Raw genomic sequence first — 20,145 nt, forward strand, 5'->3', positions numbered from 1 at the left:
GGCGTGCCGGGTGCAGGCCCTCGTACTGGACGTACTCGGGCTTGTGCCCGGTGCGTCGAGAGCGCGTGCCGGGCGTCGCGGGGCAGGCGGGACTTTCGCAGCAGGCCCTAGCCCGGCACGGCCGAGAGAGGGCACCCGGCACTCGCCGGGTGCCCTCTCGTCGTATGTCACCGTCCCCGGCATGACATCTGTCATCCGGCACTCAGGACCGCCGACACTGCCCCGACCTGGGCCTTCGCGGCCACCATGGTGGACATGACGACGACAGCGACAGCGGCCACCACCGCCCCGGTGGTCGGCTTCGACCAGGTGAGCAAGACCTACGGGACCGTACGGGCCGTCGACGGGCTGAGCCTCGCGCTGCACCCGGGCGAGACCGTGGCCCTGCTGGGGCCCAACGGGGCCGGCAAGTCCACCACCCTCGACCTGCTGCTCGGCCTCAAGCACGCCGACAGCGGCACGGTCCGGGTCTTCGGCACCAGCCCGCGCGAGGCCATCGTCGCCGGACGCGTGGGCGCCATGCTGCAGAGCGGCGGGCTGATGGACGAGGTGACGGTCGCCGAGCTGGTGAAGCTGGCCTGCGCTCTGCACCCGAAGCCGTACAAGGCCGGCGACGTCCTCGCCCGCGCCGGCATCGCCCAGATCTCCGACCGCAAGGTCAACAAGCTCTCCGGCGGCCAGGCCCAGCGCGTCCGCTTCGCCCTCGCCACGGCCGGCGACAGCGACCTGATCGTCCTGGACGAGCCGACCACCGGCATGGACGTCTCGGCCCGCCAGGCCTTCTGGGCGACCATGCGCGAACAGGCCGACCAGGGCCGTACGGTCCTCTTCGCCACGCACTACCTGGAGGAGGCCGACGCCATCGCCGACCGGGTCCTGGTCCTGCACCGGGGCCGGCTCCTCGCGGACGGCACGGCGGCCGAGATCAAGGCGAAGGCGGGGGCGCGGAGGGTGTCGTTCGACCTCGAAGGCGCCATCGACGAGGCACCCCTGCGTGGCCTCCCCTTCCTCACCTCGATCGACATCTCCGGCCAGACCGTCCGCATCCAGTCCACCGACGCCGACGCGACCGTCCACGCCCTCTACGGCCTCGGCCTCTACCCCCGCAACCTCGAAGTCGCCGGGCTCGGGCTCGAGCAGGCCTTCGTCGCCATCACCGCCGCCGAGGAGGCCAAGCAGTCATGAACAGCCTGATCAAGCTGGAGCTCACCCGCGCCCTGCGCAACCGGAAGTTCCTGTTCTTCTCGGTGATCTACCCGTCGGTGATCTTCCTGCTCGTCTCCAACCAGACGGGGAACGTCGACGGCACCGGACTGAGCGTCGCGAAGTACGTCATGGTCTCGATGGCCTCCTTCGGCGCTCTGACCGCCGTCCTGATGGGCAACAGCGAGCGCATCGCCAAGGAGCGGGAGGGCGGCTGGGTACGGCAGCTGCGGCTGACCACGCTGCCCGGGCGCGGCTATGTCCTCGCCAAGACGGCCGGCGCGGCCGTGGTGAGCCTGCCGTCCATCGTCGTGGTGTTCCTGGTCGCCGCGGCCGTGAAGGGCGTACGCCTGGACGCCTGGCAGTGGCTCGCCCTCACCGGCGCCATCTGGGCCGGCAGCTTCGTCTTCGCCGCGCTCGGCGTCGCCATCGGCTACCTCGCCTCCGGGGACGCGGTCCGCCCGATCACCATGATCGTCTACTTCGGACTGTCGATCCTCGGCGGCCTGTGGATGCCGTCCTCCACCTTCCCGACCTGGTTGCAGGACATCGCGAAGTGGCTGCCCACGCACGCGTACGCTGCCCTCGGACGGGCCATCGAGCAGAGCCAGGCCCCCCATGCCCAGGACATCGCCATCCTCGTCGCCTTCTTCCTGATCTTCGCGGGCGGCGCGGCCTGGCTGTACCGGAAGGACACGCTGAAGGCGTGAGCACGATGACGGACGACGGGCTGCCCGCGGACCTCCGGGCCGAGAACGCGATCCGGGTGGGGCAGGAGCCCCGCAACCGGGCCGAGGCGATGCGCAAGATCGTCTGGATCCTGCCCTGGCTGATCTTCCTCGGCGCGCCGGTGCAGGACCTGAACTCCGGCCACCACTCGGCGGCCGCGATCGCGGCCGGCTGGGTGGCCCTGGTCTCCTTCACCGGCGTCTATCTGACCCTGGTCTTCCGGAACATGGGCCGGCCGTTCGGCGGCCGGACCGTCGGCGCCTTCGTCGTCCTGCTCGGCACGATCGCCGTCGTCCTGAGCCTCACCCTCGGCGGCGCCTGGCTCGGCCTGTTCGTGTACGTCTCCGTCACCTGCGGCGCGACTCTGCCGCAGCGGCTCGCGTACTGGGCGGTCGGGCTGAACACCCTCGCGATGTTCCTGGTCGGCCTGCACGTCGGGTGGGACGACTGGAGCCTGGTCCTGGTGGTGCTGCTCCTGGGCTTCGCGATGATGGGCGTGAAGCAACTGGTGCGCACGACGGTGGAGTTGCGCAAGGCGCGCGCCACGGTCGCCCAACTGGCCGCGAACGAGGAGCGCCTGCGCCTCGCCCGAGACCTGCACGACCTCCTCGGCCACTCCCTCTCGCTCATCACGCTGAAGAGCGAGCTGGCGGGTCGTATGCTCCCCGACCACCCCGAGAAGGCGGCCCAGCAGGTCGCCGACATCGAGCAGGTCAGCCGCCAGGCCCTCGTCGACGTCCGCGCGGCCGTCTCCGGCTACCGCCGCACCCGTCTGTCCGACGAACTGGCGGGCGCACAGGTCGCGTTGACCGCGGCCTCCGTCATCGCGGAGGTGCCCGCCGAACCCGACCTCACCGACATCCCCGAGGAGAGCGAGACGGCCCTCGCCTGGGCGCTGCGCGAGGCGGTCACCAACGTCGTACGGCACAGCGGTGCGAGCCGCTGCACGGTGGAGGTCCTGCGCCGCCAGACCCTGGACGGCCAGGTCCTCGAACTCTCCGTCGAGGACAACGGCTCCGGCGGCTCGGGCAAGGGCCCCGGCAACGGTCTGACCGGCCTGACCGAACGCCTGGAGAAGGCGGGCGGCACCCTGGGGGCGGGCCGCACCAAGCACGGCTTCCGCCTGGTCGCCCGAGTCCCCGCGAACGGGACGCCGCCCACCGGGCCTGCCTGACGATTCCCGCCTGCCCCGTGGCGTCTGGCAGGCCCTAGGATCCGGGGCATGAGCCCTACGATCAAGGTGCTGCTCGCCGAGGACCAGTCGATGGTCCGCGAGGCACTGGCCGCACTGCTCGGCCTCGAGCCCGACATCGAGGTCGTCGCCCAAGTGGCGCGCGGCGACGAGGTGCTGGCGGCGGTACGGCAGCACCAGGTGGACGTGGCCCTCCTCGACATCGAGATGCCGGGCTGCACGGGCATCGAGGCGGCGGCCCAGGTCCACAAGGCGCTCCCGGCCGTCAAACTGGTCGTCCTCACGACCTTCGGCCGCCCCGGCTACCTTCGTACGGCCATGGAGGCGGGAGCCGACGCGTTCCTCGTGAAGGACGCCCCGGCGGCCCAACTGGCGGAGGCGGTACGGAAGGTACTGGCCGGCGAGCGCGTCATCGACCCCACCCTGGCGGCAGCGGCCCTGGCGGAGGGCGCCAACCCCCTGACGGACCGCGAACGCGAGGTCCTGCGCGCGGCGGCCGACGGCTCGACCAACGCGGAACTGGCAGCGGCGCTCCATCTGTCCCAGGGCACGGTACGGAACTACCTCTCGACGGCGATCCAGAAGCTGGCGGTGCGGAACAGGGCCGAAGCCGTACGGATCGCACGGGAGAAGGGCTGGCTCTGACCCCTCGTACCGGTGCCTAGTTGAGCATGGCCCTCGCCGACTGGGCTTGTCGTCGCACGCGTTGTGCCGCCGGTTCGTCCACGGCGGCCACCACGTCCGCGTACGCGTCGAGTTCGGCCGCCCCCGTGACGAACTCTCCCCGTTGCACCAACAGTTGAGCCCGCTCGTACCGCAGCCGCGCCGGATGCGAGGGCAGCAGGAGTGACAGGTCCACCGCCCACAGCCCCACGTCCGACCGCTCGGGTCGGGCGGCGGCCCACGCGCGGATGTTGTTGAGAATCCGCTGCACCACATCCAACGGATCCGCCGGCGTCAACATCGACGGATGCAAGGGCGCCCCCGTGGCTCCTGCCACCAACAACTCCGCGTCACTCCCGCTGAGCACCCGCCCCCCGTCGAACGGATCGGCCAGCACCTGCTGCTCCTGCGGCCCGAACCCGACCACGAAGTGCCCCGGCAGCGCGACCCCGTACACCGGCGCCCCCGCCCGCCGCGCGACCTCCATCCACACCACCGACAGCAGGATCGGCAGCCCGCGCCGCCGCCGCAGCACCTCGTGCAGCAGCGAGGACTCCAGCCGCTGATAGTCGGCGGGGGAGCCGCGGAACCCTTCCCCGGCGCCCAGCAGATGGTGCAGCGCGGTCGCCCAGGACATCGGCCCGCCCGGCCGGAACGGCAGCTGTCCCGCCAACCGGTCCAGCTCCATCTGCGCCGCGTCCATGCCCGTCTCGTCCAGCGCCCCGTCCGCCTCCGCGCCCACCAGCAGACAGAGCGTGGACAGATCGGGCCGCTCGGACCGTGCCTCTTCGGCGAACCGCTGTCGGAGTTCCGCGGACCGCTCGGGTGGTGGGGGATACGGGGGACGCATAGCTGGGTCGTGCCCTCTCACGGCGATCGGTTACCGGCCGCTGCCGGTGGCCACCGGTTCCCGGTAGTGGTGGTACGCGTGGTGCGCGCCGAAGCCCATTCCGGCGTACAGCGCCCGCGCCCCCGCGTTCTCCTCCTCGACCTGCAGCCAGGCCGCCGAGGCGCCCTCGTCCAGCGCCCGCCGGGCCAGCGCGGCCATCACGGTCGACGCGAGCCCTCGCCGCCGCAGCGCCGGATCCACCTCGACCGCGGCGAACCCGGCCCACCGCCCGTCCACGACACACCGCCCGATCGCCGCGGGAGCATCCGCGCCCGGCACGGTCGCGAACCACACCGACGGCCCGCTTTTCAGCACCTTCAGCGCCACCTCGCTCACCCCCTTGCGCTGGTACCGCGAAAGCCACGCCTCGTCGGCCTCGCGTGACAGCACGACCCCGGCACCCTCGTCCCGGTCCGCGATCGGCGCCAGCGCCCCGATCCACAGCTCGGCCGTCACCTCACGCACCCACCCGCGCCGCTCCAGCTCGGCACAGAGCAGCTCCTGCGTGCCCTCGCCGCCGGTCGCGGTCTGGACGTACGCGGGCAGCCCACGGTCGCCGTACCAGCGTCGTACGACATCCAGCGCCCCGTCGAGCGGCAGACCGGGGTCACCGAGCGGCAGCACGGAATTGGCCCGCCGGGTGAAGCCGGAGGCGGCCCTCAGCTCCCACTCACCCAGCCGCTCGCTCTCCACCGGCCGCCACGCGCGCGCGGAGACGCGCGCGAGCTCCTCGTACGAGGCGGCGGGCCCCCGGCGCCGGGCCGGAGCCGCCGGCACCACCTTCCCCGCGACCAGCGAGGATTCCGGGATACGGACGCTCTCGCCGCCCTTTCGTGTGATCAGCAGCACACCGTTGTCCCATGATGTGAGAACACCCACCGTGTCGGTGAACTTCTCCGCCGCGACACCGGGTTCGCTCAACCGTCGTACAGAGACCCGTTTGCCCACGTCAGCAGCGGTGATACGGACCTCGAGACGTCCACCGGCCGAGATTTCCACAGGTCAGTTCACCCCTCCTGTTCGGATCATGCCCAAGAACGGAGATACTAGGGGCGGGCATCGACGACGCCGCGCTCCCGCGCGCCAGGCGGCGGAGCCTACGGAGGCCCGCCAGCGCCCAATCGAGGAGGAACGACAGCGTGACCTACGTCATCGCGCAGCCTTGTGTCGACGTCAAGGACAAGGCGTGCATCGAGGAGTGCCCGGTCGACTGCATCTACGAGGGCTCCCGGTCCTTGTACATCCACCCGGACGAATGCGTCGACTGCGGAGCCTGTGAGCCGGTGTGCCCGGTCGAGGCGATCTTCTACGAGGACGACACTCCGGAGGAGTGGAAGGACTACTACAAGGCGAACGTCGAGTTCTTCGACGAGCTCGGCTCCCCGGGCGGTGCGAGCAAGCTGGGTCTGATCGAGCGGGATCACCCCTTCATCGCAGCGCTGCCCCCGCAGGCCTGACGGCCCGGAGCCCCGCAGCATCCGTGCCGCCTCGGTCCCGTACGGCCCTGATCAGCCCTTGATCGCCGTACGGGACTGAGGCGTTGCCGTATGGCCGTACGACCCGAAAGTGAGCGATAGCCCCGTGTCCGCAGTCTCCGACCGCCTGCCCACCTTCCCCTGGGACAAGCTGGAGCCGTACAAGAAGACGGCTGCCGCGCACCCGGACGGCATCGTCGACCTCTCCGTCGGCACCCCGGTCGACCCGGTCCCCGACCTGATCCAGAAGGCCCTGATCGACGCGGCGGACTCCCCGGGCTACCCCACGGTCTGGGGCACCCCGGCCCTGCGCGACGCGATCACCGGCTGGGTCGAGCGCAGGCTCGGCGCCCGTGACGTGACCCACCGCCACGTCCTCCCGATCGTCGGCTCCAAGGAACTCGTCGCCTGGCTCCCCACCCAGCTGGGTCTCGGCCCCGGCGACCGGGTCGCCTACCCGCGCCTGGCCTACCCCACTTACGAGGTCGGCGCCCGCCTGGCCCGCGCGGACTACGAGGTCTACGACGCTGAGACATTCGCGGCTGACGCCGCGGGGACGACCCTCAACCCCGAGGGCCTGAAGCTCCTCTGGCTCAACTCCCCCTCCAACCCGACGGGCAAGGTCCTCTCGAAGGCCGAACTGACCCGGATCGTCGCCTGGGCCCGCGAGCACGGCATCCTGCTCTTCTCCGACGAGTGCTACCTGGAACTGGGCTGGGAGGCCGACCCGGTCTCGGTCCTCCACCCGGACGTGAACGGCGGCTCCTACGACGGCATCGTGGCCGTGCACTCGCTCTCCAAGCGCTCCAACCTGGCCGGCTACCGCGCGGCCTTCCTGGCAGGCGACCCGGCCGTCCTCGCCCCCCTCCTGGAGATCCGCAAGCACGGCGGCATGATGACGTCGATGCCCACCCAGGCCGCGGTGGTGGCGGCCCTGGGCGACGACACGCACGTGCGTGAGCAGCGGGAACGGTACGCGGCTCGCCGCACGTCCCTCCGCGAGGCCCTCCTCGCCCACGGCTTCCGCATCGAACACAGCGAGGCGAGCCTCTACCTCTGGGCCACTCGCGACGAGTCCTGCTGGGACACGGTGGCCCACCTGGCCGACCTGGGCATCCTGGTGGCCCCGGGCGACTTCTACGGCGAGGCGGGCAAGAACTTCGTACGAGTGGCACTCACGGCAACAGACGAACGGGTACGGGCGGCGACCGCACGACTTGCCTAGGGGAAGCTTCTTCAGGGGCGCGGGGCCGTATCGATGTGCGGCTCCGCCGCGTGGGCGCCACCAGCCACAACGGACCCGCACCCGACAACGGCGAGAAGGGACCCAGGGATAACCCTGAGCCCCTTCTGAAGTGCGCCGGCGTCAGCCAACCGGCAGACCCTTGACCGGCAGCGTCTCCGCGGACGGCAGCCCACCCTTGGTCAGCGAGTCCGTCGGCAGCCCACCCTTGGTCGCGGTCTTGGTCGTGTCACCGAGCAGCCCCCCGGCCGACCCCGCCGCTTGCCCCGCGGTCTTCTGCGCCGCGGGCGTCGCCTTCTTCACGGCCTGTCCACCGGTCCGGCCCGCAGCCGGTACCGCCTTCTCGACCGTCTTGCCGCCGGTGCTGCCCGCGACCTTGGTGACGTTCTGGGTCGCACCGTCGACGGTGTTGCCGACGTTCGCCCCGTCCAGGGCGGTCAGCCCGCCGAGGTTGGGCGTGGCAGGCAGTGCGTTCGTGGCCGCGCTCGCGGAGCCGGCCGCACCTACCCCGGCAGCCGCTCCCGCAGCGACGAGCAGCGCGGCACGGGCGATCCGACGGGTCAGGGGGAGGGACATGATGCTCCTGTTGATCGACTGGGTGTTGATCGTCCGGGCTCGGACGCAGTGACTACCGCTCGAAGCCCGCGAAGGTTGCGGAGCCCAAACGTAAAGAGTTGGCAATGCGTCGCATTATCGGCTGCGGATAAACCCGGGCAAAAATCCCCCGGTCTGAAAGTGTGCCGAATCCTTACAGCCCTTGGTCCCCAAGGGTTTCGGCGGATACGAGGGTGACAGCGCGAAAACCTGCGCACAGCACGCATCCCGCGGCCCGTGCCCAACCCGTCCGAGTGAGGCCCCGTACTACTGCCCGGTGACGATTCGGACGGCGCCCGCGTCCTTTTCCGACCCGCCGCCCTGCGCACCGTCGGCGGTCCGCCACTGGCTGTCGGTGTTCCCGGCGACCCACTCCTGCCCGCCGAACGAGACCCGCTCGATGTGCAGGGCGGTGGCGTTGGCCACGGCCCAGTGCGCCAGCTGCCAGCCGCGCTCGCGGACGGTGCGCCCCTTGGCGGGGCGGGTGACGGCGGCGACGGGCAGTGTGACCGTCCGTGTGCCCGCCGACGCGCTCGGGGAAGGAGACGGCGAGGACTTCGACCTGCCGCCGCTCACCTCCGCCCCGGCCGGCTGCAGCACGTCGCGGCCGAAGTCCCGTACGAGAGCGGCCCGCACGGCGTCCGGCCCCGCCGCCCGGACGGTCGTGGCGTCCACGCGGCCCTGGCAGGTCAGCGTGGCCGGCGAGGTGCCGGTGAGGGCGGCGGCGAGCAGGGCGGCGTCCGGCTCGTGCTTCGCGTACGCCTCCGGGAAGCCGCTGCGCTGCACGCGCTGGGCGGCGACGGTGAGCGGGAGCTCGGTGTAGTCGGGGACCTTGGCGAGGTGCTCGTAGAAGATGCCCGCCGCGTACGTCGGGTCCAGGATCTGCTTCTTCGTGCCCCAGCCCTGGGAGGGGCGCTGCTGGAAGAGGCCGAGCGAATCCAGGTCGCCGTGCTGGATGTTGCGCAGCCCCGACTCCTGGAGCGAGGTGGCGAGGGCGATGGCCACGGCCCGCTCGGGCATACCGCGCCCGGTGCCGACGGCGGCGATGGTCGCCGCGTTCACCGCCTGCTCGGGCGTGAACTCGTACGCCTCCCCGTCGTCCTTGCCCGAGACCACCTTGCAGCCCGGTCCGTTGCCTCCGGTGACGTACTGCACCACGAGGTAGCCCGCGAGGGCGAGCAGGACCACGAAGGCCGCCCCGATGCGGAAGAGGCGGCCACGACGCTTGAGGGTGGATGACGGCTCCGGCACGCCGTACAAGGTAGCCGAGGCCGCTGTGGTGCTCGTGCCAGGTGTGGACAGGGGGCCCGGAGCTGGCGCGTTAGGGTCGACGGCATGGCCGACACCGCGCTTGACCTCACCCTGAACGCCGCCGAGCTCACGGCGCAGCTCGTCGACTTTCCCTCCGAGAGCGGCACCGAGAAGCCCCTCGCCGACGCCGTCGAGGCCGCCCTGCGTGCGCTGCCGCACCTCACGGTCGACCGGTACGGCAACAACGTCGTCGCCCGTACGCATCTCGGGCGTCCGGAGCGGGTGATCCTCGCCGGCCACATCGACACGGTCCCGATCGCGGAGAACGTGCCGTCGCGCCTGGACGAGGACGGGGTGCTGTGGGGCTGCGGCACCTGCGACATGAAGTCCGGTGTGGCGGTCCAGCTCCGTATCGCGGCCACCGTCCCCGCCCCCAACCGCGACCTGACCTTCGTCTTCTACGACAACGAGGAGGTCCAGGCCGACCTCAACGGCCTCAAGCACGTCTCCGAGGCCCACCCCGAGTGGCTGACGGGCGACTTCGCGGTCTTGCTGGAGCCGTCGGACGGCCAGGTGGAGGGCGGCTGCCAGGGCACGCTGCGGGTGAAGCTGAGGACCAAGGGCGAGCGGGCGCACTCGGCGCGGAGCTGGATGGGCTCCAACGCGATCCACGCGGCGGCCCCGATCCTGGCCCGCCTGGCCTCGTACGAGCCCCGCTACCCGGTGATCGACGGCCTGGAGTACCGGGAGGGCCTGAACGCGGTCGGTATTTCGGGCGGGGTGGCGGGCAACGTCATCCCCGACGCGTGCGTGGTGACGGTCAACTTCCGCTACGCGCCCGACCGTACGGAGGCGGAGGCGATCGCGCACGTCCGCGAGGTCTTCGCGGACTGCGGGGTCGAGGAGTTCGTGGTCGACGACCACAGCCCCGGCGCGCTGCCCGGCCTCTCGCACCCGGCGGCGGCGGCGTTCATCGAGGCGGTGGGCGGTGTGCCGATGCCGAAGTACGGCTGGACGGACGTCTCGCGTTTCTCGTCGCTCGGTGTCCCGGCGGTCAACTACGGCCCCGGGAACCCGCACTTGGCGCACAAGCGGGACGAAAGGGTGGAAACCGGAAAGATCCTGGCGGGTGAGGAGCGCCTGCGCAACTGGCTGACACGCTGAGGTCCCTCGTCCGTAACCCGCGTAGATCTACGCTGAGGTGGAAACACCTGCAAGCGGAGGGAGCGCACATGGCTACCGGGAACCCCGAGGGCAAGAAGCAGCCACCGGAGGAGCAGCGCCTGGGACCGGTCCTCCGGCGGCGGAACCAGGTGACGGCGAGCACGACGGACCAGCGCCTGCTGGATGCGGGCGGCCCCTCGGACTGGGTGCACACGGACCCCTGGCGCGTCCTGCGTATCCAGTCGGAGTTCATCGAGGGCTTCGGTACCCTGGCCGAACTCCCGCCCGCGATCAGCGTGTTCGGCTCGGCCCGTACCTCCGTCGACTCCCCGGAGTACGAGGCGGGCGTGCGTCTGGGGTCCGCCCTGGTCAAGGCCGGCTGGGCGGTGATCACGGGCGGCGGCCCCGGCGCGATGGAGGCGGCGAACAAGGGCGCCCTGGAGGCGAAGGGCATCTCGGTCGGCCTGGGCATCGAGCTCCCCTTCGAGCAGGGCCTGAACCAGTACGTCGACATCGGCCTGAACTTCCGCTACTTCTTCGTCCGCAAGATGATGTTCGTCAAGTACGCGCAGGGCTTCGTGGTCCTGCCCGGCGGCCTCGGCACCCTCGACGAACTCTTCGAGGCCCTCACCCTGGTGCAGACCCAGAAGGTGACCCGCTTCCCGATCGTCCTGTTCGGCAGTGAGTACTGGGGCGGCCTGGTCGACTGGCTCAGGCACACGCTGATCGCCCAGGGCAAGGCGTCGGAGAAGGACCTTCTCCTGTTCCATGTCACGGACGACGTGGACGAGGCGGTCGCCCTGGTCTCCAAGGAGACCGCCCGGTAGCCCGTCGGCCCTAGGCAAGCCCTCGGCGGGCGACCGCCGGGGGCCGGTGGCCCGCGATCGACGCCACCATGTCCAGCACCTGCCGGGTCTCCGCGACCTCGTGCACCCGGTACACCTGCGCCCCCAGCCACGCGGACACCGCGGTGGTGGCGAGCGTCCCCACCACCCGCTCCTTCACGGGCTTGTCCAGCGTCTCGCCGACGAAGTCCTTGTTCGACAACGACACCAGCACCGGCCACCCGGTCTCCACCATCTCCCCGAGCCGCCGGGTCGCCTCCAGACTGTGCCGCGTGTTCTTCCCGAAGTCGTGCCCGGGATCGATCATCACGGACTCCCGCGGCACCCCGAGGGCCACCGCCCGCTCGGCCAGCCCCACCGTCACCCGCAGAATGTCGTCCATGACGTCGTCGTATGTCACCCGATGAGGACGCGTCCGCGGCTCGGCACCACCCGCGTGCGTGCACACCAGCCCCACCCCGTACCGGGCCGCGACCTCCGCCAGCCCCGGATCCACCCCGCCCCACGCGTCGTTCAGCAGGTCCGCCCCGGCCTCGCACACGGCCCGACCGACCTCGGCCCGCCAGGTGTCGACGCTGATGACGACCTCCGGGAACCGCCGCCGCACCTCCGCCACGAACCCCACGGTCCGCCGCGCCTCCTCCTCGGCGGACACCTCCTCGCCCGGCCCGGCCTTGACCCCACCTATGTCGATGATCGCGGCACCCTCGGCCACCGCCTGCTCCACGCGCGCGAGGGCGGGCTCGTCGCGGAACGTCGCCCCCTGGTCGTAGAAGGAGTCCGGGGTCCGGTTCACGATCGCCATGATCACCGGCTCGTGCGCCTCGAACGCGCGCCTGCCCAGCCTGAGCATCCCCTGTGACCTCTCGTAGTGCGACCTGGGTGTCCGGGCCTTTCGGCCGCCTGCGACCCTAACGGTCAGCGTCGCATGGCACGATCGGACCCTGACACATTCAGCTTCCGTACATCGAGCATGGGGACCACAGCGATGGTTATGTTCTTGTTCCTCGTCGTCGCTCTCGCCGTCGTGGTCGCCGCGGTCACCCTGGCCGTGGTGGGCGGCGGAGAGGGCGAGGGCCCGCTGCCCGAGGTGGCTCCCGAGCGGCTCCAGGACCCCCTGCCACCGAACCGCCCGGTGGGCAGGGCGGACGTGGACGCCCTGCGCTTCCCCCTCGCCGCCCGCGGCTACCGCATGGCCGACGTGGACGACGCCCTCAACCGGCTCGCCGCCGAACTCGCGGAGCGTGACGCCCGTATCGCCGACCTGGAGTCGGCCCTGGCCGGCGCCCAGGCAGCAGCCCCCCACGGCTCCCACGGCCCGCACATCTCCATGGACAAGCCCGCCCACGGCCATGAGGACCAGCAGTGAGTGACGCAGCCGCGATCCCCGGCCCGGACGGCGCCCTGCGCTGCCCCTGGGCCCTGTCCACCGACGACTACGTGGCCTACCACGACGAGGAGTGGGGCCGCCCGGTCCACGGCGACGACGCCCTCTACGAACGCCTCAGCCTGGAGGCCTTCCAGTCCGGCCTCTCCTGGATCACGATCCTGCGCCGCCGCCCGGGCTTCCGAGCGGCCTTCGCCGACTTCAAGATCGAGAAGGTCGCCGAGTTCACCGACGAGGACCGCGCACGTCTCTTGCTCGACTCCGGCATCATCCGAAATCGCGCAAAGATCGACGCGACCCTCGCCAACGCGCGCGTGCTGGCGGAGTGGGCGCCGGGTGAGCTGGACGAGTTCATCTGGTCCCACGCCCCCGCGCCGGGCCCGGCCCCGAAGACCCTCGGAGACGTCCCGGCAGTCACCCCCGAGTCGACGGCTCTGTCGAAGGCCCTGAAGAAACGGGGCCTGCGGTTCGTCGGCCCGACAACGGCGTACGCCCTGATGCAGGCGTGCGGTGTGGTCAACGACCACCTGGAAGCATGCGTGACGAGAGGTTCCTAGGGGCGCACCCGCACTCCGCGACGGCGCTCACCGCCCCAAGTACTTCGGCTTCTCCTTGTTCACGAACGCCTGCACAGCGATCACATGGTCCTCGGAAGACCCCGCCCGCGTCTGCAGCTCGTCCTCCTTGTCCAGCGTCTCGGACAAGGAGTGCGTGAACCCGTACGCCACCGCCTCCTTGATCGCCGCATAGGCCACCGTCGGCCCCTCGGCCAACGCCCGAGCCACCTTCAGAGCCTCGTCGCGCAGCTCACCGGTCGGCACGAGACGGTTCACGATGCCGATCTCGTGCGCCTCCTGCGCCGTGATGCTCCGCGGGAAAAGCAGCAGGTCAGTAGCGCGTCCCGCGCCCACCACCCGCGGCAGCGTCCAGGAGATCCCCGAGTCCGCGGTCAGCGCCACCCCCGCGAACGACGTATTGAAAGCCGCCGTGTCCGCCACCACCCGGTAGTCCGCGGCGAGCGCGAGCCCGAAGCCGGCTCCCGCGGCAACCCCGTTCACCCCGGCGACCACCGGCTTTCGCATCTCGGTCAGCGCCCGCACGATCGGGTTGTAGTGCTCCTTCACCGTGTTCATCGTGTGCGACGACCCGGTCTCCCGATCGGACACCAGCAGCCCGACGTGCTCCTTCAGGTCCTGCCCGACACAGAACGCCCGATCCCCGGCGGCGGTGAGCAACACGGCCCGTACGGCGTCGTCCTCACCCGCGGAGCGAACCGCCTCCCGCAGAGCCACCTTCGTCGCGATGTTCAACGCGTTCATCGCCTCGGGGCGGTTCAGCGTGATCGTCGCGAGTCCGTCGCTCACCTCGTAGAGCACGGTGTCGGCCATGGTGTGTCCCCTCCGCAGTCGCGGTTCAGGCGTACCGGCGGGTACGCCCCTGTCCGTAGGACAGCATGGCGGAGATCACCGCCGAGAGACCGGAGCGGACGTGTGACCTGCGTCAAAGAATTCGGCGCGGTTTTCGGGCGGGGGAACTCCGCGCGGCGGCGCAGTATCGCAGTCACATCGCCGAATTGAGTGGTTTTGCTCGCGCGCGTTGCCCAAGCGATGCCGACTGATGTTGGTCATCGGGTCCTGAGATGCGGGATAATGGCTTGGAAGCAATGTGTTCGATGCCGGTGTCGCGTGTCCAAGTCCCACGCCTGGACCCGTGCGTGCCCTCCAGGGCCGTCGGCTTTGACGATGAGCTGGTTTCAGGAAGGGGAACGAGCATGGCGGCCATGAAGCCGCGGACGGGCGATGGCCCGCTCGAGGTGACAAAGGAGGGGCGGGGCATCGTCATGCGCGTTCCGCTCGAAGGCGGCGGTCGGCTCGTCGTCGAGCTGACCCCTGACGAGGCCGACGCACTCGGCGACGCCCTCAAGAAGGTCGTCGGCTGACGCGGAACGCGACCATACCCTTTCAGCTGCCCCGGCATCCAAATGATGCCGGGGTTGCTGTTTTTCCATGCATGCGTACGTGCTTCACGTACCGTCTGCTCGGTCCCTCACCGCTTGACCCCGCACAGCAGCCCGTCGCCCACCGGCAGCAGTGACGGCACCAGGTCCTGGCTCTCGCGCACCGCGCGCAGCAGCTCCCGCAGCCGTAGGACTTCCGTCGGCTGCGGGCCCGAGTCGACCGTGCGGCCGTTGGCGAAGACGCCCTCGAAGACGACCAGGCCACCCGGACGCAGCAGGCGCAACGATTCAGCGAGATAGTCCATGACCTCCTGCCGGTCGCCGTCGCAGAAGACGAGGTCGTAGCCGGCGTCCGCGAGGCGGGGCAGGACGTCCAGGGCGCGGCCCGGGATGAAGCGGGCGCGGTTGCTGGCGAAGCCGGAGGCACGGACGGCCTGGCGGGCGAACTGCTGGTGTTCGGGCTCGGGGTCGACGGTGGTGAGGACCCCGTCGGGGCGCATGCCGTGCAGGAGGTGGATGCCGGAGACGCCGGTGCCGGTGCCGATCTCGGCCACCGCCTTGGCGTCGACCGAGGCCGCCAGCAACCGCAGCGCGTAGCCCGTGCCGGGCGACACCGAGCGCAGCCCCGCCTCACGGGCCCGGTCACGGGCCCAGCGCAGCGCTTCGTCCTCGGCGGCATAGGCGTCGGCGAACGCCCAGCTTGCCTGCCGGTTGCCGGTAATGACCCTCTCCTGTCCCCGTGGTTGCCTGGGCGTGACTGTATCCGTTGGGGCCGGGAACCCGCAGATGGGACCGGGCGTTTAGAAGGGTGGAGACGACAACGGGGGGACACAGTTGGATCACGATGACGAGTGGGCGCTCGAGCAACTGCAGACGCAGCAGCACGAGGGGTATGAGCCCAGATCAAATTCTCGTAAAACCGCTTATCCGGTCCTAACGGGCGAGGTGGCTATGGTAGGGGCTCCACTGGACACCACCAGAGCTGACAGGGGAGGTGCGGCCGCGCCCAACGGGGATCGGGGAGGAGTGCTCCGGCGCCTCCTCGGATCGGCGGGCAGGCCGAAATCCGTGAACGACACCGCTGCTGACCACAGCCACGCCCCCCACCAGGGCCAGACCGCGACTTTCTCCACCGACGCGGACGGGCAGGCGTGGACTCCGCCCACGTGGGAGGAGATCGTCAGCATGCACAGTGGCCGCGTCTACCGGCTGGCGTATCGCCTCACCGGCAACCAGCACGACGCCGAGGACCTCACCCAGGAGGTCTTCGTCCGCGTCTTCCGCTCACTGTCGACGTACACACCGGGCACCTTCGAGGGCTGGCTGCACCGCATCACCACCAACCTCTTCCTGGACATGGTCCGCCGCAAGCAGCGCATCCGCTTCGACGCGCTCGGCGAGGACGCGGCCGAGCGGCTGCCCAGCCGTGAGCCGTCGCCGCAGCAGGTCTTCAACGACGCGCACTTCGACGCGGACGTCCAGCAGGCCCTCGACACCCTCGCGCCCGAGTTCCGCGCCGCAGTCGTCCTGTGCGACATCGAAGGACTGTCGTACGAGGAGATCGCCGCGACGCTGGGCGTCAAGCTCGGCACCGTCCGCTCCCGGATCCACCGCGGCCGCTCCCAGCTGCGCAAGGCCCTCGCGCACCGGGCGCCGCAGGCCCGCGAGCGCCGGTCCTTCGTGCCGCGCGTCGCCGCTCTGGGGGGAGGGGGCGCGACCGCGTGAGTGGATCACGACCCAACCCCGCAGAACGGCCCCTGGCCGAACAGCACCTGGGAGACCGACTCTCCGCCCTGGTGGACGGAGAGCTCGGTCATGAGACGCGCGAGCGGGTCCTCGCCCACCTGGCGACCTGCGCCAAGTGCAAGGCGGAGGCGGACGCCCAGCGCCGGCTGAAGAACGTCTTCGCGGAAGCGGCCCCACCGCCGCCCTCCGAGAGCTTCCTGGCCCGGCTCCAGGGGCTCCCCGGAGGAGGTGACCCGGACGGCGATGGCTCGCCGTTCGGCGGGGGAGGATTCGGGGGACTCTCCGGACGCCTCGGAGCCACCGGGGTCTTCGGCCTGAAGCGCGGCGAACGCTTCGAGTTCGACTACGTCCCCGCGGGCCCGCACGCCGCCCCTGCTCTCCCCACCCCCGACGACCAGGGCTTCCGCATCCATGACGTCAGCCGTCACGAGAGCGACCGCTCGGCCTCGCGCGGGATGCGGTTCGCGTTCGTCGCCGCGGGAGCGGTGTCGCTGGCCGCGATCGCGCTGGGCGGGGTCACGACCGGTACGCCGACGGACACGACCGCGGACGCGCGGGGCACCGGCGCCGGCAGCAATGTGACGCCGGCGCGCACGCAGGGGGCGGGGGCCGCGACGGCGCCCGAGACCCAACGGCGCCGTGGGGTCGGCTCGCTGCTGGCCCAGGGCCAGGGCGAGCGTTCCCTCGGCGACACCCCGGTCGCGCCGACCCAGGTGTCGGCACCGCTGCTGCCCGGGGTGCCGCGCCCGGCCGACGTGGACCAGACCGTCCAGACCATGCACACGCTGACCGCTCCGGTGATGGCCGGCGCGGCCGTCATGTCCCCCCTCATACGTCCCCTCACCGCGGCCACGCCGCTGACGCTGACCACCTGGTCCTCGGCGCCCGAGGCCACGGCCCCCGGCGTCCTCGCCGCACCCGTCCCCGACACGACCTCCGCTCCCTCTTCCTCCTCCCCCTCCGCGCGCTGACCCCGCCCCGCGAACCTGGTTGAATCCAGGGTGAACCGTGCCCACGGCAGCCGGCCGAGCACGGAGTCGACACACCGCGGCCCGCGGGCCGCGCCGCGGGTCAGCTGTGGGGAGAGCATGAACCAGGGGAAGCCCACGAAGCCGAAGTGGTGGAGCCGCGGCGGGCGCCAGGACCACGGCGACCTGGGAGAGGGGACCGTGGGTTCCCCAAAGACACCGGATCCGGTGAGCGGGCGGGCGCCTGCGGAGGCGGTGAGCGGGCCGGGTCCTGGGGACGCGGTCGGCGGACCGATGGCTTCGGAGGCGGCCGGTGGGGTGGTCTCTCCGGATGAGGTGCAGGGGTCCGCGCGGGCTGCGAGTGCGGTGGAGGCGTTTCCGTTGCGTGGTGGTGTCGACGGTGACTTCGAGTTGCCACGGCCGATGCCGGACGACGACGCGGCTCCTGCTGTTCCGGACGGTGACTTCGAGTTGCAGCGCCCGCAGGGCTTGTCCGGGCCCCGAGCTTCGGAGGACGCTCGTGCCGAGGGCGACTTCGAGCTGGAGCCGCCCGCCGAGACGCTCGTCCTACGCCCCGACGCGGCTTCCGCATCCGCGCTGACCGCGTCCCGCAAGCCCCTGCACGACCCCGACCCCTACAGCACCCCGCCGTACGGCGAGCCCGGCCCCTGGGCCCCCGCGCCACCCGTCCAGCACCCCGCGGCCACCCCGGCCCAGGGCACGTCGGTACCCACGCAGCCCGCGCCACACGGCACCCCGGCCCCGACTGGTCCTGTGCCGCACGCGGACGCCCCGGGTCCGACAGGCCTCACACCCCAGGGCGCGCCCACCCCCGCATCGGCAACGCCCGAATCCGTGCCCCCGGACACCCCCTTCCCGGCCCCCCGACCCCCCTCCCTCTCCACCCCCTGGCAGAACTACGACCCCTGGTCCTCGCCTCCAACCCCACCCCCCGCCCCCCTCCAACAAACCGGCGCCGCCGTCGCCGCCACAGACCACCCCCGTCGGCGAGCCCGTGGAGCCCTCCTCGGCGGGGCCGTGGTGCTTGCTCTCGTCTCCGGGAGTGTGGGTGGTGTCATCGGGGCGTATCTGGAGCGGAACGGCGGGGTGGGGGCCGTGGAGTTGCCGCAGGCCGGGAAGGAGGCTGCGGGGCGGGCGCCGGACAGTGTGGCCGGGATCGCCGCTCGGGCGTTGCCCAGTGTGGTGACCCTGCATGTGAGCGGGGCCGACGAGTCCGGGACCGGGACCGGCTTCGTGCTCGATGATCTCGGGCACATCCTCACCAACAACCACGTCGTCGAGTCCGCCGGGGACGGCGGGACGATATCCGTCACCTTCAACAGCGGAGACACCGCCAAGGCCACCGTCGTGGGCAGGGACAGCGGCTATGACCTCGCCGTCGTGAAGGTGAGCGGCGTGCGGGGGCTCAAGCCCATGGCCCTCGGCAACTCGGACAACGTCCAGGTCGGCGACCCCGTCGTCGCCATCGGCGCCCCCTTCGACCTGGCGGGCACCGTCACCTCCGGCATCATCAGCGCCAAGGAACGGCCCATCACGGCCGGCGGCGACAGCCCCGACGGGAGTGATGTGTCGTATGTGGATGCCTTGCAGACCGACGCGCCCATCAATCCGGGCAACTCCGGCGGGCCGCTTCTCGACTCCCAGGCCCGTGTCATCGGCATCAACTCCGCCATCCGTTCCGCCGACGACGGCTCGGACTCCGGCAGCGGACAGGCCGGTTCCATCGGGCTCGGCTTCGCCATCCCCGTCAACCAGGCCAAGCGCGTCGCCGAGGAGCTCATCAACACGGGCAAGGCCACCCACCCCGTCATCGGCGTCACCCTCGACATGGGCTACCCGGGCGACGGCGCTCGCGTCGGCAGGAAAGCCTCCGGCGGCGGCCCCGCCGTCACCGCGGGCGGCCCCGGCGACAAGGCCGGCATCAAGGCGGGCGACATCATCACCGAGGTCGACGGCCGGCGCGTCCACTCCGGCGAGGAACTGATCGTCAAGACCCGCGCCCACCGCCCCGGCGATCGCCTGGAACTGACCGTGGAGCGCGGCGGCAAGGAGCGGAGGATCTCGCTGGTGCTGGGGTCGTCCGACGGTGGCTGATACTCACACCAATCTCACAGATCGGGCCACGTTCGCCCGCTCACCCGGGGTCCCACAAGGCAAACAACCCACAAAACCGCTCACAGGGACGGACTCGGAGCCCCCGGGACAGTACCGGTCGTACCGGATCGCCGGGTACCTTGGTTCAGGCCCGGACCACGGAAGACCGCACAGACCACCCGAGGGCCGCGGACCGAGGACATCGCAAGGAGCTTCAGGTGTTCAATGACATAGGACCGCTCGAGCTGGTGACGCTCGTTGTCCTTGCCGTGCTCGTCTTCGGTCCGGACAAGCTCCCGAAGGTCATCCAGGACGTCACGCGGACCATCCGGAAGATCCGGGAGTTCTCGGAGAGCGCCAAGCAGGACATCCGGTCCGAGCTCGGCCCGGAGTTCAAGGACTTCGAGTTCGAGGACCTCAACCCCAAGACGTTCATCCGCAAGCAGCTGGACAACGACGAACTGGGGCTCAAGGAGATCCGCAACGGCTTCGACCTGAAGAAGGAGATGGCCGAGGTCACGGACGCGGTCCACAGCACCGACGGCTCGCCTTCGTCCTCCTCGTCCTCCGGCACGTCCGGCTCCTCCGGCGGCCGCGTCGACATGACCAAGAAGCCCGAGGAAGACGACCGGCCGCCCTTCGACGCGGACGCCACCTGAGCCGTACGGCCACGGGCCTCGAAACCGCCGTACAGCCGCCGCGCAGCCCTCGTACGACCCTCGTA

22 protein-coding genes are annotated in these 20,145 nt (G+C 71.1%); 15 read left to right on the forward strand and 7 right to left on the reverse strand.

The window, feature by feature from the left end; translation table 11 throughout:
• Nucleotides 1-255: 255 nt before the first annotated feature.
• From ACWC09_RS23970 to ACWC09_RS23985, 4 genes are read left to right on the forward strand one after another with little or no spacing between them, the layout of a single operon-like run.
• On the forward strand, nucleotides 256-1,185 hold the full coding sequence (locus tag ACWC09_RS23970) for an ABC transporter ATP-binding protein (protein WP_450852619.1): 930 nt from the start codon (nucleotides 256-258) through the stop codon (nucleotides 1,183-1,185).
• Entirely contained in the window at nucleotides 1,182-1,913 is a 732-nt protein-coding gene (locus tag ACWC09_RS23975; protein ID WP_450852620.1) for an ABC transporter permease, read from the forward strand. Before ACWC09_RS23970 ends, ACWC09_RS23975 begins: the two co-directional genes overlap by 4 nt.
• Before the next feature lie 5 nt (nucleotides 1,914-1,918).
• Nucleotides 1,919-3,106 carry a sensor histidine kinase gene (locus ACWC09_RS23980; protein ID WP_450852699.1) on the forward strand — a complete coding sequence of 396 codons (1,188 nt, stop codon included), beginning with the start codon at nucleotides 1,919-1,921 and terminating at the stop codon, nucleotides 3,104-3,106.
• Nucleotides 3,107-3,154: 48 nt separating this feature from the next.
• Entirely contained in the window at nucleotides 3,155-3,769 is a 615-nt protein-coding gene (locus tag ACWC09_RS23985; protein WP_450852621.1) for a response regulator, read from the forward strand.
• 16 nt (nucleotides 3,770-3,785) lie between these two features.
• Here ACWC09_RS23985 and ACWC09_RS23990 read toward each other — a convergent pair whose 3' ends face one another.
• Both ACWC09_RS23990 and ACWC09_RS23995 read right to left on the reverse strand, forming a co-directional pair.
• Entirely contained in the window at nucleotides 3,786-4,637 is an 852-nt protein-coding gene (locus ACWC09_RS23990) for a transglutaminase family protein (RefSeq protein WP_450852622.1), read from the reverse strand.
• A gap of 30 nt (nucleotides 4,638-4,667) precedes the next feature.
• Entirely contained in the window at nucleotides 4,668-5,675 is a 1,008-nt protein-coding gene (locus tag ACWC09_RS23995; RefSeq protein ID WP_450852623.1) for a GNAT family N-acetyltransferase, read from the reverse strand.
• 140 nt (nucleotides 5,676-5,815) lie between these two features.
• Here ACWC09_RS23995 and fdxA point away from each other — a divergent pair, with 140 nt between their 5' ends.
• Together fdxA and ACWC09_RS24005 are read left to right on the forward strand one after the other, a co-directional pair.
• Nucleotides 5,816-6,133: a ferredoxin gene (gene fdxA, locus ACWC09_RS24000; protein WP_010047804.1), complete on the forward strand. Its 318-nt coding sequence runs from the start codon at nucleotides 5,816-5,818 to the stop codon at nucleotides 6,131-6,133.
• A 124-nt stretch (nucleotides 6,134-6,257) separates the two neighbouring features.
• Nucleotides 6,258-7,376, forward strand: coding sequence for a bifunctional succinyldiaminopimelate transaminase/glutamate-prephenate aminotransferase (locus ACWC09_RS24005; RefSeq protein WP_450852624.1), 1,119 nt, complete (start codon nucleotides 6,258-6,260; stop codon nucleotides 7,374-7,376).
• 141 nt (nucleotides 7,377-7,517) lie between these two features.
• Here the strand turns inward: ACWC09_RS24005 and ACWC09_RS24010 are convergent, their stop codons facing one another.
• Together ACWC09_RS24010 and ACWC09_RS24015 are read right to left on the reverse strand one after the other, a co-directional pair.
• The gene (locus ACWC09_RS24010; protein WP_450852625.1) at nucleotides 7,518-7,970 is read right to left on the reverse strand and encodes an ATP-binding protein; all 453 of its coding nucleotides are present in this window, start codon (nucleotides 7,968-7,970) and stop codon (nucleotides 7,518-7,520) included.
• 285 nt (nucleotides 7,971-8,255) lie between these two features.
• Nucleotides 8,256-9,239 carry a heavy metal transporter gene (locus ACWC09_RS24015; RefSeq protein WP_450852626.1) on the reverse strand — a complete coding sequence of 328 codons (984 nt, stop codon included), beginning with the start codon at nucleotides 9,237-9,239 and terminating at the stop codon, nucleotides 8,256-8,258.
• 84 nt (nucleotides 9,240-9,323) lie between these two features.
• Between ACWC09_RS24015 and dapE the strand changes: the two genes are divergently transcribed.
• Together dapE and ACWC09_RS24025 are read left to right on the forward strand one after the other, a co-directional pair.
• Complete coding sequence (gene dapE / locus ACWC09_RS24020) at nucleotides 9,324-10,403, forward strand: succinyl-diaminopimelate desuccinylase (RefSeq protein ID WP_450852627.1); 1,080 nt, start codon at nucleotides 9,324-9,326, stop codon at nucleotides 10,401-10,403.
• Nucleotides 10,404-10,471: 68 nt separating this feature from the next.
• A complete protein-coding gene (locus ACWC09_RS24025; protein ID WP_450852628.1) occupies nucleotides 10,472-11,230 on the forward strand; it encodes an LOG family protein in 759 nt (252 codons plus the stop codon).
• 10 nt (nucleotides 11,231-11,240) lie between these two features.
• On the opposite strand, the gene folP is transcribed toward ACWC09_RS24025, so the two are convergent.
• Entirely contained in the window at nucleotides 11,241-12,101 is an 861-nt protein-coding gene (folP, locus tag ACWC09_RS24030; RefSeq protein WP_450852629.1) for a dihydropteroate synthase, read from the reverse strand.
• Nucleotides 12,102-12,242: 141 nt separating this feature from the next.
• Here folP and ACWC09_RS24035 point away from each other — a divergent pair, with 141 nt between their 5' ends.
• Together ACWC09_RS24035 and ACWC09_RS24040 are read left to right on the forward strand one after the other, a co-directional pair.
• Nucleotides 12,243-12,617: a DivIVA domain-containing protein gene (locus tag ACWC09_RS24035; protein WP_450852630.1), complete on the forward strand. Its 375-nt coding sequence runs from the start codon at nucleotides 12,243-12,245 to the stop codon at nucleotides 12,615-12,617.
• Nucleotides 12,614-13,192, forward strand: a complete 579-nt coding sequence (locus tag ACWC09_RS24040) for a DNA-3-methyladenine glycosylase I (RefSeq protein ID WP_450852631.1) — start codon at nucleotides 12,614-12,616, stop codon at nucleotides 13,190-13,192. Before ACWC09_RS24035 ends, ACWC09_RS24040 begins: the two co-directional genes overlap by 4 nt.
• Nucleotides 13,193-13,219: 27 nt before the next feature.
• On the opposite strand, the gene chcB is transcribed toward ACWC09_RS24040, so the two are convergent.
• Nucleotides 13,220-14,023 carry a 2-cyclohexenylcarbonyl CoA isomerase gene (gene chcB / locus ACWC09_RS24045; RefSeq protein WP_450852632.1) on the reverse strand — a complete coding sequence of 268 codons (804 nt, stop codon included), beginning with the start codon at nucleotides 14,021-14,023 and terminating at the stop codon, nucleotides 13,220-13,222.
• A 383-nt stretch (nucleotides 14,024-14,406) separates the two neighbouring features.
• Between chcB and ACWC09_RS24050 the strand changes: the two genes are divergently transcribed.
• Entirely contained in the window at nucleotides 14,407-14,574 is a 168-nt protein-coding gene (locus ACWC09_RS24050; RefSeq protein WP_003966491.1) for a DUF3117 domain-containing protein, read from the forward strand.
• Between the two features lie 107 nt (nucleotides 14,575-14,681).
• Here ACWC09_RS24050 and ACWC09_RS24055 read toward each other — a convergent pair whose 3' ends face one another.
• The gene (locus ACWC09_RS24055) at nucleotides 14,682-15,380 is read right to left on the reverse strand and encodes an O-methyltransferase (RefSeq protein WP_450852700.1); all 699 of its coding nucleotides are present in this window, start codon (nucleotides 15,378-15,380) and stop codon (nucleotides 14,682-14,684) included.
• 238 nt (nucleotides 15,381-15,618) lie between these two features.
• Here ACWC09_RS24055 and sigE point away from each other — a divergent pair, with 238 nt between their 5' ends.
• The 4 genes from sigE to ACWC09_RS24075 all read left to right on the forward strand — a co-directional run bounded on the left by sigE (nucleotide 15,619) and on the right by ACWC09_RS24075 (nucleotide 20,080).
• Complete coding sequence (gene sigE, locus ACWC09_RS24060; protein WP_450852633.1) at nucleotides 15,619-16,317, forward strand: RNA polymerase sigma factor SigE; 699 nt, start codon at nucleotides 15,619-15,621, stop codon at nucleotides 16,315-16,317.
• The gene (locus ACWC09_RS24065; RefSeq protein WP_450852634.1) at nucleotides 16,314-17,309 is read left to right on the forward strand and encodes an anti-sigma factor family protein; all 996 of its coding nucleotides are present in this window, start codon (nucleotides 16,314-16,316) and stop codon (nucleotides 17,307-17,309) included. The genes sigE and ACWC09_RS24065 overlap by 4 nt, the downstream gene beginning before the upstream one ends.
• Nucleotides 17,310-17,426: 117 nt before the next feature.
• A complete protein-coding gene (locus ACWC09_RS24070; RefSeq protein WP_450852635.1) occupies nucleotides 17,427-19,421 on the forward strand; it encodes a trypsin-like peptidase domain-containing protein in 1,995 nt (664 codons plus the stop codon).
• Between the two features lie 218 nt (nucleotides 19,422-19,639).
• The gene (locus ACWC09_RS24075) at nucleotides 19,640-20,080 is read left to right on the forward strand and encodes a sec-independent translocase (RefSeq protein ID WP_450852636.1); all 441 of its coding nucleotides are present in this window, start codon (nucleotides 19,640-19,642) and stop codon (nucleotides 20,078-20,080) included.
• Nucleotides 20,081-20,145: the final 65 nt, after the last annotated feature.

The sequence above is a fragment of the Streptomyces sp. NPDC001617 genome (assembly GCF_053596855.1).